The sequence below is a fragment of the Pradoshia sp. Z4_20 genome, assembly GCF_058216035.1.
The window spans coordinates 749,426-763,535 of sequence record NZ_JBZAJD010000002.1 but is presented as its reverse complement, the minus strand read 5'-3'; the positions used below and the strand labels follow the sequence as shown (position 1 = coordinate 763,535).

The following is a 14,110-nucleotide window of genomic DNA, read 5'->3' as shown; positions in this document are numbered from 1 at the left end:
TATCATTTTGGGAAGTGATTTCATATTTGCAGTTTATCTATAATAATGAAGAATTAGAGACTGGGCATATGAATGTGACGGCCAGTCTCCATAAAAGATGTATATTATTTAGCCGAAGCTAAGACCCTACTAAATTTCTCTTTCCAGCTTTCTGATAAAGCATCGACGGAAAGGATACTTTGGATGGCCTCTCTATTGCTGGAGTCATGATACATAATTTGATTGGCATATGCAATCGTAATGCTCTGTGGGGCTCGATCGATAATTTCAATGACAGAACCTTTAGTAAGGATACCCTCCTCCAAAACTCGTAAATAATAGCCCGAATAGCCACTTGCTCTAATCCAAAAAGGTAATTGGTCTATATTATGCCGAGCGGCAATTTTATAACAGGGTTCCCGTGGTTGGGTAACTTGAAATAGGCAGCCATCTGCCTTAAGAATGTCGCCAATCCTAACCTTATCCTCCGTTAATCCAAATATAGTTAAATTTTCTCCAAAATCCCCTGCTTTAAATAATTGTCCGATTTTCTCTGACCAGTAAGGGTAATGTTCTGAGGGATATACACATATTGCTTTATCAGGACCTCCGTGATGATTAAGGTCACTTTGTTTATCACCTTCTAAGTTGGTCTTTGAAACATGTATGGGATGGTGGACTTCATCTTTATAGATAGCAGATTGTACAACTTTACTCTTATAATGCAGAGATGCAGGTTTTCCTACACGTATTGACTCGATTGTTCCGCTGATCAAGCTAATCCCCTCTCTCATCTTTATTTCTTTAATAATAGCAAAAATAAAGACAGTCTATTCCGCATAGACGCAACTTATTACAAAATTAAAAATTGTGCCATACCCTTAGGGAAAAGTATACCTGGCAAACTAATAATAAGGAAATTCCATTATTTGTTTTTCAATGAAGAGAATGGTAGGATAGCTATGTGAACATGCTAATGTTTAGTAGAGATAGATTGAGATGGGAGAGAATAATATGTTTTCAAATATTGGAGTACCTGGGCTTATTCTTATATTAGTTCTCGCATTAATGATATTTGGGCCATCAAAGCTTCCTGAAATAGGAAGGGCATTTGGGAAAACATTAAAAGAGTTTAAAAATGCTACAAAAGATATAATAGAAGATGATGATGAAGTTAAAAAGAACAATAAGGTCAATATTGAGAAAACGCCAAATCCTTAATGTTTCATAAAAATTAAAAAGTACTATGATAAACCACCCTTTATTTTGCAGGCAGGGGTGGTTTTTAGTTTCTTCCTAGAGTAGTGCCCAAAGATGCAGCAATATATAGAGTACACGGTAATGAGGATATAGTAGTAAAAGACAATCTTTTTATATAACTATGTATAAAGGAAACTCCATTTTGAATCTTTTTTCAAAATGGAGTTTTTATTTTTTTGTTAAATGAATAGCTTTTAAAGCGACGAATAAATAATTAGGTCATTATTTAACCTGTCTGGCAGTGAATAACAGCATTTGTAGACTATAAAATGAAAGGTAAGGGGTAATTGTTTGAAAAATTTATGGAAAAGTAATCAAGGTCATAATACTACCTTTGACATAGTTTAATGATGATGAAGTTATATATTTTGAACTATATACATTAGGCAGATGACTATTTTTCTGAAAATAAATAAAAATACATTTGATTTTATAAATATACATACTATAATAGATAGATATTACAGAATATACAATCAATGGATGGGGTGGAAACATGAATGTATCTGTTGTAGGGGCTACAGGATATAGTGGAATGGAATTAATACGTTTACTTTCGAGTCATCCAACATTCCATTTAACGGCTGTATATTCATCTTCGAGTGCAGGTAATCGACTTGATCATGAAAATAGACAGCATTTTGGACTGATTCCCCATGTTTTAAGTGAAGTGGATCCAGGGCTAATTGCTAAACAAAGTGAACTTGTATTTTTGGCAATGCCCAGTGGCGTATCAAAGGAACTTGTTCCGGAACTGTATAAGAAAGGCTTGAAAATTATAGATTTATCCGGAGATCATAGGTTGAAAAGCGGAGAATTATATGAAAAGTGGTATAAAGGATCACCGCCATCAAACGATTTATTACAAAATAGTGTGTATGGACTATCTGAATGGAATCGGGCAGCAATCCGAGAGAGCCGTTTAATCGCAAATCCTGGCTGTTACCCGACAGCTACTTTGTTAGGATTGGTTCCGCTTTTATCAAATGAATTAATTGAATCATCTGACATTATTATTGATGCTAAATCAGGTGTTTCAGGAGCAGGTAAAAAGAGTAATGATTCGAAACATTATGCCCATGTAAATGATAACCTATCAATCTATAAAGTACATCAACATCAGCATATACCTGAAATAGAGCAACAATTATCAGAATGGGACTCTGAGCTGGCGCCTATTATGTTTACTACTCATCTCATTCCTATGACACGTGGAATAATGGTGACGATGCATGCAAAGGTAAAGCCTGAAGTAACAGCTGAACATATTCATAATGCTTTTCTAACAGCTTACCAAAATGAATTCTTTATTCGTTATAGGGGTGAAAATAGCTTTTCATCGACAAAGGAAGTGTATGGCTCCAATTTTTGCGATATAGGTTTCAGAATGGATGAGAGGACAGGAAGAGTCACCGTCGTTTCTGTGATTGATAATCTCGTCAAAGGAGCAGCAGGCCAAGCGATTCACAACGCAAATATTATGATGGGACTTGAAGAAACAGAAGGTTTACGTTTTTATCCAGTCTATCCTTAAGGAACAAAGGGAGTGGAGATAATCTATGAAGGTGCTAATGAATGGGGACATTAAGGCAGTAAAAGGAGGTATTCTTATACCAAAAGGGTATCAGGCAGAAGGAATCCATGCAGGCTTACGCTACGCGCGTAATGATCTAGCTATTTTATATTCGACTGTTCCAGCGAATGCAGCAGCCGTATATACGTTAAACACTTACCAGGCAGCTCCAATCCTTGTTACTAAGGAAAGTTTGAAAATAGAAGGAAAACTGCAGGCAGTCGTAGTAAATAGTGCGTGCGCTAACGCTTGTACCGGAGAACGTGGATTGAAGGATGCCTATTGTATGCGATCACATGTAGCGGATAAATTACACATACCTCCGTCCTACGTGGCGGTTGCTTCTACTGGAGTGATTGGTGAATTTTTAGAGATTGATAAGATATGCACTGGAATTGAAAATATTCATTTGACAGATCAGGAGGCGGGAGCTGAACATTTTGAAGAGGCTATTCTGACAACGGATACAAAGACCAAGAGCTGTGCTTTTCAAACTATAATCGATGGGGTTGTCGTTTCAATGGGAGGAGCGGCAAAGGGATCTGGCATGATTCATCCTAATATGGCAACGATGCTTGGGTTTATTACAACGGATGCAAATGTGGAACAGAGTTCCTTGCAAAGAGCATTAAGAACTGTGACAAATGTTTCGTTTAATCAAATTACAGTCGATGGAGATACTTCAACCAATGATATGGTTGTTGTTATGGCAAATGGAATGGCAGAAAATCAAATGCTCTCTGAAAAGCATCCGGAGTGGAATCGCTTTGTATATTTATTAAAAGAGGTTTCCGAATCGTTGGCAAAACAAATCGCGCGTGATGGTGAAGGTGCCACCAAGCTGGTTGAAGTGGTTGTAAAAGGAGCAGAAACAGACCAAGAGGCTCAAGCACTTGCAAAAACAGTCATAGGATCAAATTTAGTGAAAACAGCTGTTTATGGGGCCGATGCCAATTGGGGCAGGATTGTCGGAGCGATGGGGAGAAGCAATATCCCTTTTAATCAGGACCGGGTAAGCATTTTTTTCGGACCGGTGGAGGTTCTCCATTTTGGTGCACCCATTATTTTTGATGAGGAAAAAGCTCGTGATTATTTACTAGGCAATGAAGTCCAAATCAGAATCGAATTGACAGATGGACTCGGCACCGGAACTGCATGGGGATGCGACCTTACGTATGATTATGTAAAAATTAATGCAAGCTATCGAACTTAAGGGGAGATGTTTGGATGAAGATAATTGTTGTCAAATGCGGGGGAAGCATTATTGATCAATTAACCGATCATTTTTTCAATAGTTTAAGGGAACTGGAGGATAAAGGATATTCCTTTGTATTCGTCCATGGGGGCGGACCAGATATAAATGATATGCTCGCTAAATTTGAGATCCCTGTTCAGTTTGAAAAGGGTTTAAGAAAAACATCTGTCAAGGTCCTTGAGATAGCAGAGCTTGTCCTTGCTGGGAAGACGAATAGGCAGCTTGTGCATAAATTACAATCAAAAGGGTTTCAAACAATCGGAATAAATGGGTCGGACGGATTCATATTAGAGGCGGAGTATATTAATAAAGCAGAGCTTGGTGAGGTAGGAATGATTAAAAAGGTAAACAGCCATCTTTTAGAGAGTCTGTTATCGAATGGGGTCTATCCCGTACTCACCCCGATTTCCATGTCAAAAGAAGGACGAAAGCTTAATGTAAATGCAGATTCCGCTGCTGGTGCTGTTGCGGCAGCCCTAAGAGCTGAAATGTGCATTTTTATAACGGATGTCAATGGAATAAGGAATGGTACAAAAACCATTGAGCATATAACAGAATCAGAAATCACCCAAATGATTGATCAGGGAACGATATATGGTGGGATGATTCCAAAAGTGCAGGCTGCTTTATCTGCTAAAAAGCAAGGTGCGTCAACAATATTAATTACAAGCGGTGTATCCAGATTCTTTGCTGATGAAAAATGGCAGGGTACATTCCTTGGAGCTGAGGAGAGGGTGATGTGATGTCTGCGCTATTACCGGTCTACAAAAAATGGGATATCACACCAATAAAAGCGGATGGCTCATGGATTGAAGCAGAGGGCGGAAAGAAATATCTTGATTTTACATCCGGTATTGGTGTGGTTAATCTCGGGCATAAAAATGATGAAGTCAAAAAATCTGTCGAGGCACAAATGGAACTGTTCTGGCATACGTCCAATTTGTTTCAGCTTCCCATCCAGGAAGAAGTGGCATTAAAGCTGAACGAGCTTACCGGATTGGATGGTGTTTTCTTTTGCAATAGCGGTGCAGAAGCAAATGAAGCGGCACTAAAGCTGGCCAGAAGAGCAACTGGAAAAACGAAAATCATTACATTCCAACAATCTTTTCACGGTCGTACATTTGGAGCAATGGCTGCTACTGGACAAAGTAGTATCCATGATGGATTTGGCCCATTACTGGAAGGCTTTGTTTATGTTCCATTTAATGATATTGATGCAGTCCATAAGGCTATAGATGAAGATGTGGCGGCTATTATGGTAGAGATCATTCAAGGTGAAGGCGGGATTATTCTTATTGATGAGGGCTTTTTAAAGAGTATTAACCAACTATGCAATGAAAACAATATATTGCTGATTATTGATGAAGTTCAAACGGGAAATGGGAGAACAGGCTATCCTTATGCTTATTTAAAGTATAAGGGAATCAAACCGGATATTGTGACCACAGCTAAGGGTCTTGCTAATGGTCTGCCCATAGGTGCGATGGTAGCCAAAAAAGAGCTGAAAGAATCATTCGGCAAAGGTGTTCATGGTTCTACCTTTGGCGGAAATCCAGTATCATTGGCGGCAAGCAAAGTGGTGTTGAATCAAATAAGCAATCCTCAATTTTTAGCAGAAATCAGAGCTAAAGCTGAGTGGTTTATTAGTGAACTGAAGATAGCAGCCGAGGATATCCCGGTTATAAAAGAGATCAGGGGAGAGGGTCTGATGATCGGGATTGAATTAAAGGAAGAAGTAGCTCCCTATATTAAACAAATAATTGAACATCAATTATTTGTCTTACCAGCCGGCTCGCATGTGATTCGTTTGCTTCCTCCGTTGACTGTTTCACGAGATGAGCTTTTATTAGCTTTAGCCATTTTAAAGGAAGTATGCAAAACCAATCTAACAATGACGAAGGCCTAAGTTATCTGATGCCTCGTTCGTATAGTCTATAAATTTCAAGTGAGAGGAAAGGCAGATATGAAACTACTGTATGGAACTAAACGAATAATCAGTCAAAAAGATTTTTTATCCATGGAAGCCATTGCGGCGCAGCAATTGAATGAATTATTGGAGCTCGCAATGGATTTAAAAGAAAGGCTAAATAAAGGATATTTGGATACCCCATTAAAGGGGAAAATATTGGGGATGATCTTTGAAAAAAATTCAACAAGGACACGGGTTTCTTTCGAAGCAGGCATGCTTCAGCTAGGGGGTCATGCCATTTTCTTAAGTAGAAATGACACGCAGCTTGGCAGAGGTGAACCGATTTCAGACACAGCACAAGTGTTATCAGAATATGTGGATGCAATCATGATACGTACTACTGGCCATGATAGAGCGGAAACATTGGCAACAAGCTCCAGTGTGCCGGTTATTAACGGATTGACTGACCTTGAGCATCCATGCCAGGCATTGGCTGACTTGTTAACTATTAAGGAAGAGAAAGGAACTCTCCAGGGAATCAAGCTCGCTTATATCGGTGATGGGAATAATGTTGCCAATTCTTTGATGATGGCTGCTGTTAAATCGGGTATGCAAATTGCGATTGCAACGCCTCCTGGTTATGAACCAGATCCTCTTTTGGTCGAGAAAGCTATGACTGAAGCAATAATCAATGGAGGGAAAATAGAACTGACCCACAATCCAGAGGCTGCTGTTAAGGAAGCTGATGTTATTTATTGTGATGTTTGGACCAGCATGGGCCAAGAAAAAGAAAATGAAAAAAGGCTGGAAGATTTTAAAAAATTTCAGGTAAATGAGCAATTGGCTGCTGGCGCCAAACTCGATTATTTATTTATGCACTGCTTACCAGCACATCGCGGTGAAGAGGTGACATCTTCCATTATTGACTCATCTAATTCCATTGTCATTAAACAGGCGGGAAATCGTTTACATGCTCAAAAAGCACTTTTGGTTGATTTAATGGGCAAACCTAACTAATAGTTGAACAATAATTGGGGATTCTAGAACAAAAGGAGGGATTTTTTTGGGACAGAATCGTCATTTTAAACATGGACAAAAGGCACCAAATAATGGTGAATATATCGAAATAGGGGAGACTGGCAGCAATGTCGTTAACCCAAAGAAGATTAAGCTGAAAGCAGGAGAGTATTTTCCTGAGACAACCAATGATGATCGTCATTGGACATATGTATCAAAAAAGGGCCGCTAATTAGCGGCCCTTTTTTGAAAATGAATTAATGTCCGGATTCCTGTACCGGATCATTTGGTATTACAGCTGAAACCACTAAAATTAATAGGGTAATGACCACACTAAGAATGGAAGCTGTATTGAAATCGTATTTACCGCCTTCAACCATTGAGCTTGTTACATAAATCACCATATGTGTTAATGCAAATGTCCATATAAATGTCAAAATATATTTCAATTTTCTCACCCCGTTCATCTACAATCCGTTATTATTTTATCATACCATACGTAACACTGGAAACAATTTAAATTATTTAGGTAAATATGGTTTGTACTTTATTACTTTGGGTTTTATCATAACATAGCCCAAAATGCAATTGATTATGAATACAAGTTAAAAAATAAATGGTTATTCTAAGCAATCAGAGAGATAAATAGCCCGGACAAATTGATTTATAGTGACATACATTAACATGGACTAAGGTTATTTGAGGGGAAAGCTATGATAAATCACAAAACGTTTCAACTGAATAAAGAATGGACAACCATTTTTTACCCGGAACAACCGAGTGGCTTTGCCATTATGTTACTCGGTGGAGATAAGCATTATATAAATGAAAAAGCTAATTTTTGGCTGGATCATCCAGGCAAAAAACAAATGCTTGAGTATCTGTTGAAGAGAGGGTATACGGTTTTTAGCTCTTATTTATCTGGTGCGCATTGGGGTAATGCTGAAGCTGCAGATTTAGCTATGGAAATGTATGCATTTTTTATCCGCAAGGAAATCGTAAACGAAAGAATTCATATCATAGCGGAAGGAACTGGCGCGTTGGTGTTAGATACAATTTGTCATAAATTAAAAGAAAAAGTACGATCTGTTGTATTACTAAATCCCATATTATCCGTAAAACAGAGCTATGAAAAAGAAGAAATAAATAAATTTTTCTTTAAGAAAATGAAAAAAGAATTGTACCAAGCCTACCATTTGAATGATCATACATTTAAAGAATGGATGGAGAAGAAGCCGGATACGACATTAGGAAAAGATATGCCGGTCTTAATCGTGCACGTCCTCGATAGGCTGGAAAGCAACCTGCCGGTTAAATATAGCTCATTCATTAACAATCATCCTTCATCAGAAATTAAGTATATTACACCGGAAAAAAGATATATTATTCCTTATCAAATCAATTCCTTTTTTAAAAACCATGAAAAAGATTTATAAATCTGAATAACCCTCGGGTTGGTTTAATACATTTATATAAACCGACAGGGGGTTTTTATATGCCTGAACATATTGTTCTGTCTCCGTATTCCTTTGTTGGATTTGAGATATGCAATAGGTTAATGGAAGAGGGTGTAGAGGTTATTGGGGTGGATCTACCTGTTTTGGTCGATCCAAAAGAAAAGGAAGAAAAAGAATTATTTTTAGGTAGAAATTCAAATTTCAAAGTAAAGAAACATGATCAGGTTATTAATGAAATAAAGGATGGCTATTTTTTTTATATTACTGATATGGATAATGAGTGTGAAAAATGGCTTGAATATGTAGAAAAAATCCCTAAAAAAATTGAGGATACGTTTATTTATGTAGGTATGGATAAAGAGGGATTGGTTAACAAGGATATTCCTAATCGAGTGGATACCACTATCATATTGCCAACCGTATACGGTCCATGGCAGCCGGAAAATACCGTCTTTTACAATTGTCTTAGTCAATCTCAATTTCCTTTTGAGCTATATGATTTAGAAAACAAAAGAGATGCTATCTATATAAGCGATGCCATTACAGCTATTTTTGAAATATCAAAATTTGAGCATGGAATCTACCAGGTTCAATCTGATATAAAAGAACATTGGCACCTTTTATTAAAAGAGCTTGGTTATCGGATTATCGCAGAAACTGGTGAAAAGCGAAATCCTGACCTTCAAAAGCTGAACATTAGGGAATATTTAGCGGTAACAAAAATATCCCCGCATGTGGGGATCAATTTAGTTAAGCAGCATATAAGGATTAGGAACCTCATGAGCTATTAGAATACTTTTTATATAATCGCCCCTTTCTACCATGATTAAGGGGTTTTTACAATTATTTGGAAAGGCGATGGTTAACATGAAGAGGAAGCTTGAATATATGGCAATGGGCATGAAACACTATTCAGAAATCAAAAAGAAATTAAGTGAAGCGGGCTTAGATATAGATCGTCAACAATTACAGCCATTTATGGACATTTTCTTTACGGTTATGGATGAGGCTTATGAAAAAGGATATAAAGATGGTCGTTTAAAAAAAGGTGAGTGAAAGTCCTTCACTTAATTAAATTTGTAAATTTACTTATAAGGGATGGAATCTTTTTGAAATAAGGACTCAACTCGCTGATAGTGGACATTAGAACATCAGATTGTTCCATCAGTCTAGTGAAATCAATATTGGATGCTTGCTGTTCTTCAGGGGGAGGATCTTCCTTCGCCTGATTTTTCGTATGACGATCACCAAACATAAATCGATTAAAAGCCTCCTGATTGTCTGACCTGTTTCTATGATCATTGTTCAAGACATTCACCTCGTTTTTCACATATTCTTACTAATTAATGTATGTTGATATTGCTGGCTTGTATGGACATTCATTCATCTTTTTCGGAAAATTTGTTGCAATAAGGATTGATTTCTTTTAGAATTAGTACCAAGTCATAATATCAAATAATATAATCAGATGAATATAGCAAGAGGGGTGTAAGGATGAATGCTGGCATAATCGGAATTGGCAAATATCTTCCTGAAAACGTGGTAACAAACTTTGATTTGGAAAAAAAGATTGATACGTCAGATGAATGGATCCGAACACGCACTGGAATAGAAGAAAGAAGAATTGCCGATGATACCGTTGATTCTTCACATATGGCCTACGAGGCAGCAGTCAGGGCGATGGAGAATGCTGGAGTGACTGCTGAGGAAATTGAATTAATTCTAGTGGCAACTGTCACACCGGACCAATCCTTTCCTACAGTTTCCTGTATGATTCAAGAAAGATTGGGCGCAGTTAATGCAGCAGCTATGGATATTAGTGCAGCCTGTGCAGGATTTACCTATGGAATTGTAACTGCAAGTCAATTTATTAGGACAGGCAGCTATCGCACAATCTTGGTAGTAGGTGTGGAAAAGCTTTCAAAAATTACGGATTGGAATGACCGTAATACGGCAGTACTATTCGGAGACGGAGCAGGAGCAGCAGTATTGGGTCCTGTCAGTGATGGAAAGGGCATTCTATCTTTCGAGCTTGGAGCGGACGGTTCTGGTGGCATTCATTTAGAGAAAAAGCAAGATTATCTCACGATGAATGGCCGGGAAGTGTATAAGTTTGCAGTTAGACAAATGGGTGAATCATCCATCAATGTTTTAAATAAAGCAGGTTTGACAAAAGAGGATGTAGACTTTTTAATTCCGCATCAAGCAAATATACGAATTATGGAAGCTGCGAGACAAAGATTGGAGCTTCCAATTGAAAAGATGTCCAAAACGATTCATAAATATGGCAACACATCGTCATCTACTATTCCGATTGCGCTTGCTGAAGAAGTGGAAGCAGGAAAAATAAAAGACGGTGATTTGCTCGTATTAGTTGGTTTTGGAGCCGGTTTAACATGGGGAGCAGTTGCGATGCGATGGGGCAAATAAGAAAAGCCGAGATTAACTCAAGGAGAGATTGTAATGGAGAGTAAACGTGTAGTTGTGACAGGTATGGGGACCATATCACCTTTAGGCAATACTATCCGGGAGAACTGGGAAAACTTAGTGGCCGGAGTTTCAGGAATCGGGCCATTAACCAGAGTTAATGCGGATGAGTACCCTGCTAAGACAGCGGGGGAAGTAAAAAACTTTGAGATAACAGATATTATTGATCGGAAAGAAGCTAGAAAAATGGACCGGTTCACCCATTATGCGATTGCAGCATCAAAAATGGCAGTTGAGGATGCTAAATTGGAGATTACTCCTGAGAACGCAAATCGTGTTGGTGTATGGATTGGTTCCGGAATTGGCGGCATGGAGACATTCGAACAGCAATATGAAACATTTCAAAAAAGAGGCTATCGTAGGGTCAGTCCATTTTTTGTGCCGATGCTTATTCCGGACATGGCTGCAGGACAAGTATCCATACTTCTCGGAGCTAAAGGGGTAAATTCCTGTACGGTGACAGCATGTGCTACAGGAACGAATTCAATCGGAGATGCGTTTAAAGTTATCCAGCGCGGTGATGCGGATGTGATGATTACAGGAGGTGCGGAAGCCCCTATCACGAAAATGTCTGTAGCTGGTTTCTGTGCGAATACTGCTTTATCCTCTAACCCAGATCCTAAAACATCAAGCCGTCCATTTGATAAAAATCGAGATGGATTTGTTATTGGAGAAGGTTCAGGCATTCTCGTACTTGAGGAATTATCACATGCAATTGCGAGAAATGCGCCGATATATGCTGAAATTGTCGGATATGGATCAACAGGGGATGCCCATCATATAACCGCTCCAGCCCCTGAAGGAGAAGGTGGCGCAAGAGCGATGAAAATGGCTATTGATGATGCAGGTCTTGATCCGGAACAGATTGATTATATTAATGCTCATGGAACAAGCACAGAATACAATGATTCCTATGAAACGATGGCCATTAAAACAGTCTTTGGTGATCACGCTTATAAACTGGCAGTAAGTTCAACAAAATCGATGACCGGTCATTTATTGGGAGCAGCAGGTGGCGTTGAAGCAGTCTATACGGTTTTGGCAATCAAGAATGGTATCATTCCACCGACTATTAATCTTGAAACACCGGATCCCGTGTGTGATCTTGATTATGTCCCGGGTGAAGCAAGAAAACGCCAAGTTGACTGTGCGATGAGTAATTCACTTGGATTTGGCGGCCACAATGCCACAATCGTTTTTAAAAAATATAACGGATAGAAAACTTCAAGCGGCCTCTCTTTTTGGATCATCTACCAAAAAGGGAGGCTATTTTGATTCCCATAAAATATATCCTTTCATATAATGCTCTATTCAAATATAAACAGGATAGGTGAATGGGATGGGAGTTATCAGAACGGATAAATGGTTGGAGGAGTCCTTTAATGATCGGTTAAAAATAGAAGAGAATATTTTAGACACAGTAAATATGCGAGAACATGTTCTAATTGAAGTTTTAAATAGAATTGGCCTATACCAGCCCAACCTAAAAACAAACAAGACATATCAAAATATGAAGGAACGGAAGGTGTGGCATAGAATCGCACTTTATCATAAAAAATATAAAAAAGCATGGGATGGTCCGGATATTCCTATTTTCCTATTTCCGATGGCAAGTGAAGTGTTCAGCTTATTTCGCTCTCCCAATAAACATAAATCAGGGATTGCTTTCATTGATAAATTGTTTTTATTTATATCGGAGAAGGTGAAGGATAAAGAACTGGAAGCTCTATTTGTCCATGAATATCATCATACAACGAGATTGGAATCCCTGGGGGGGCAGGTTAAGCATAGATTGGCAGACTCTATTATTATGGAGGGTCTTGCAGAATTTGCGGTATCAGAATATTGCGGTGAATCGTATTTGGCGCCTTGGATAACCAATTATCAAACGAAGGAAATCGAAGAACTGATTACAGAAAAATTCAAACCGAACTTTGATATGAAGCGATCTGATCCCCTTCATGATAAGTTGTTATTTGGGCATGGTACAATGCCAAAAATGGCCGGATATGCGGCAGGTTACAAACTTGTAAAGGATTATGCAGATCTTCATTCCATGAAGACTAGGGATATGATTGGTCTTTCTACTGATAAAATAATCAATGGATAATTTACTATGCAAAGAAAATCAATTTGCCACTCATACAAGGAATATTTTACAGGAAACTTGCCTATAATGATTGACAAATAGGATAGAAGTGAGGGATATTCGGGAATGTTGTATCTCCATGATGTTTGGGTAAATTGGTTTGAAGGTGAAGAAAACAGTTATAACATTTGCAGCTTTCACGAGTGGAGGAAAGAGGATACGGTTGAGTTACTTGACCAGGTTCCGCTTTTGAAGTTGGAGCCGGTTCTTTTTCACTACATTGAAAATGATTTATTGGAATTGCCTTCAAGTCTTCTACAGGATGTTTATAAGAAGGCGTATATTCGGAAGAATCATGAAAGACTTCCGATGGATTATTGTTTTGTTGCTACAGATGGGACAGGCATCATTGCTATTGATACGATAGGATACACCATACCAATCCGAAAGAGTAGATTAATTCCAAGGCAGGAGCAATTGGCTTATGATATGGTACGTAATGTGGATGCGCATCAGTATGACTATCAGTCAATGATTACAGATTATCAGAAGAAAGAGTATCATATCCTTTCCCCATCTCCTGATTTTATGCTGGGGTTAACACGCAAGGAACGTCAATTAAAGCAATTATTGTTCATGGTACTTGATCAATTAAAAAGTTCAAGCAATACAGCTGAAATTCGTTATTGGTATACAGAATGGGCGCCTGAACAATATTCAACAGTTTTAAAAATGGATTTTGATGAAATATGGCACAAGCTATACTCGGAAATGAAGATAGGCTGGTCAGAAAAACACGCCATGTTATGTGAACGTTTAATAAAAGGCCAACCATTTTTCGAAAAGCTCTGGGAAATAGAAGTAGGAGATCGACCATCCATGCTGTAATGGATGGTTTTTTATATATAAAGCTGAAGGGCCTTGCCCAGGAGCGACAAGCATAAGAGGAGGTGCGGAGGGAGAGTGCTTTTCTCTCCTGCAGCAGCTACACTTATGACTCGAGCTCCTAGGCCCTGAAGCTAGATTGAATAAAAAGCTGAAACTAACTTAAGGATCGAAGACTAAAACCGCCACATCGTGTGGC

The 14,110-nt window shown here is 38.4% G+C and carries 17 protein-coding genes; 14 read left to right on the top strand and 3 right to left on the bottom strand.

Annotation, left to right across the window (positions count from 1 at the left end; all coding sequences use genetic code 11):
- Positions 1 to 104: 104 nt before the first annotated feature.
- Positions 105 to 755, bottom strand: coding sequence for an MOSC domain-containing protein (locus AC4BHP_RS09695; RefSeq protein ID WP_257468969.1), 651 nt, complete (start codon positions 753 to 755; stop codon positions 105 to 107).
- 238 nt (positions 756 to 993) lie between these two features.
- Here AC4BHP_RS09695 and AC4BHP_RS09690 point away from each other — a divergent pair, with 238 nt between their 5' ends.
- From AC4BHP_RS09690 to AC4BHP_RS09660, 7 genes are all read left to right on the top strand, one after another.
- A complete protein-coding gene (locus tag AC4BHP_RS09690; RefSeq protein ID WP_066101510.1) occupies positions 994 to 1,200 on the top strand; it encodes a twin-arginine translocase TatA/TatE family subunit in 207 nt (68 codons plus the stop codon).
- Positions 1,201 to 1,735: 535 nt separating this feature from the next.
- Positions 1,736 to 2,773, top strand: coding sequence for an N-acetyl-gamma-glutamyl-phosphate reductase (gene argC, locus AC4BHP_RS09685; protein WP_066101507.1), 1,038 nt, complete (start codon positions 1,736 to 1,738; stop codon positions 2,771 to 2,773).
- Between the two features lie 25 nt (positions 2,774 to 2,798).
- Complete coding sequence (gene argJ, locus AC4BHP_RS09680) at positions 2,799 to 4,025, top strand: bifunctional ornithine acetyltransferase/N-acetylglutamate synthase (RefSeq protein ID WP_066101503.1); 1,227 nt, start codon at positions 2,799 to 2,801, stop codon at positions 4,023 to 4,025.
- Between the two features lie 14 nt (positions 4,026 to 4,039).
- Entirely contained in the window at positions 4,040 to 4,810 is a 771-nt protein-coding gene (argB, locus tag AC4BHP_RS09675; RefSeq protein WP_139891437.1) for an acetylglutamate kinase, read from the top strand.
- Entirely contained in the window at positions 4,810 to 5,973 is a 1,164-nt protein-coding gene (gene argD / locus AC4BHP_RS09670; protein WP_490551934.1) for an acetylornithine transaminase, read from the top strand. Before argB ends, argD begins: the two co-directional genes overlap by 1 nt.
- Positions 5,974 to 6,030: 57 nt before the next feature.
- Positions 6,031 to 6,993: an ornithine carbamoyltransferase gene (gene argF, locus AC4BHP_RS09665; protein ID WP_490551933.1), complete on the top strand. Its 963-nt coding sequence runs from the start codon at positions 6,031 to 6,033 to the stop codon at positions 6,991 to 6,993.
- A 46-nt stretch (positions 6,994 to 7,039) separates the two neighbouring features.
- On the top strand, positions 7,040 to 7,225 hold the full coding sequence (locus tag AC4BHP_RS09660) for a YjzC family protein (RefSeq protein ID WP_066101493.1): 186 nt from the start codon (positions 7,040 to 7,042) through the stop codon (positions 7,223 to 7,225).
- A 25-nt stretch (positions 7,226 to 7,250) separates the two neighbouring features.
- Here the strand turns inward: AC4BHP_RS09660 and AC4BHP_RS09655 are convergent, their stop codons facing one another.
- Complete coding sequence (locus AC4BHP_RS09655) at positions 7,251 to 7,442, bottom strand: YjzD family protein (protein ID WP_066101490.1); 192 nt, start codon at positions 7,440 to 7,442, stop codon at positions 7,251 to 7,253.
- A gap of 264 nt (positions 7,443 to 7,706) precedes the next feature.
- Between AC4BHP_RS09655 and AC4BHP_RS09650 the strand changes: the two genes are divergently transcribed.
- From AC4BHP_RS09650 to AC4BHP_RS09640, 3 genes are all read left to right on the top strand, one after another.
- On the top strand, positions 7,707 to 8,429 hold the full coding sequence (locus AC4BHP_RS09650) for an alpha/beta fold hydrolase (protein WP_139891433.1): 723 nt from the start codon (positions 7,707 to 7,709) through the stop codon (positions 8,427 to 8,429).
- A 59-nt stretch (positions 8,430 to 8,488) separates the two neighbouring features.
- A complete protein-coding gene (locus tag AC4BHP_RS09645) occupies positions 8,489 to 9,241 on the top strand; it encodes a Rossmann-fold NAD(P)-binding domain-containing protein (protein ID WP_066101488.1) in 753 nt (250 codons plus the stop codon).
- A 76-nt stretch (positions 9,242 to 9,317) separates the two neighbouring features.
- Entirely contained in the window at positions 9,318 to 9,506 is a 189-nt protein-coding gene (locus AC4BHP_RS09640) for a ComZ family protein (protein ID WP_066101485.1), read from the top strand.
- 7 nt (positions 9,507 to 9,513) lie between these two features.
- Here AC4BHP_RS09640 and AC4BHP_RS09635 read toward each other — a convergent pair whose 3' ends face one another.
- Positions 9,514 to 9,759, bottom strand: a complete 246-nt coding sequence (locus AC4BHP_RS09635) for a hypothetical protein (RefSeq protein ID WP_139063793.1) — start codon at positions 9,757 to 9,759, stop codon at positions 9,514 to 9,516.
- A gap of 185 nt (positions 9,760 to 9,944) precedes the next feature.
- Between AC4BHP_RS09635 and AC4BHP_RS09630 the strand changes: the two genes are divergently transcribed.
- The 4 genes from AC4BHP_RS09630 (at position 9,945) to AC4BHP_RS09615 (ending at position 13,914) form a co-directional block, all read left to right on the top strand.
- Entirely contained in the window at positions 9,945 to 10,880 is a 936-nt protein-coding gene (locus AC4BHP_RS09630; protein WP_066101479.1) for a beta-ketoacyl-ACP synthase III, read from the top strand.
- A gap of 33 nt (positions 10,881 to 10,913) precedes the next feature.
- Complete coding sequence (gene fabF, locus AC4BHP_RS09625) at positions 10,914 to 12,155, top strand: beta-ketoacyl-ACP synthase II (RefSeq protein ID WP_139891431.1); 1,242 nt, start codon at positions 10,914 to 10,916, stop codon at positions 12,153 to 12,155.
- Between the two features lie 121 nt (positions 12,156 to 12,276).
- Positions 12,277 to 13,047 (top strand): DUF2268 domain-containing putative Zn-dependent protease, encoded by a 771-nt coding sequence (locus AC4BHP_RS09620; protein ID WP_066101474.1) that lies wholly within the window; start codon positions 12,277 to 12,279, stop codon positions 13,045 to 13,047.
- A gap of 105 nt (positions 13,048 to 13,152) precedes the next feature.
- Positions 13,153 to 13,914 carry a YjbA family protein gene (locus AC4BHP_RS09615; protein ID WP_066101471.1) on the top strand — a complete coding sequence of 254 codons (762 nt, stop codon included), beginning with the start codon at positions 13,153 to 13,155 and terminating at the stop codon, positions 13,912 to 13,914.
- Positions 13,915 to 14,110: the final 196 nt, after the last annotated feature.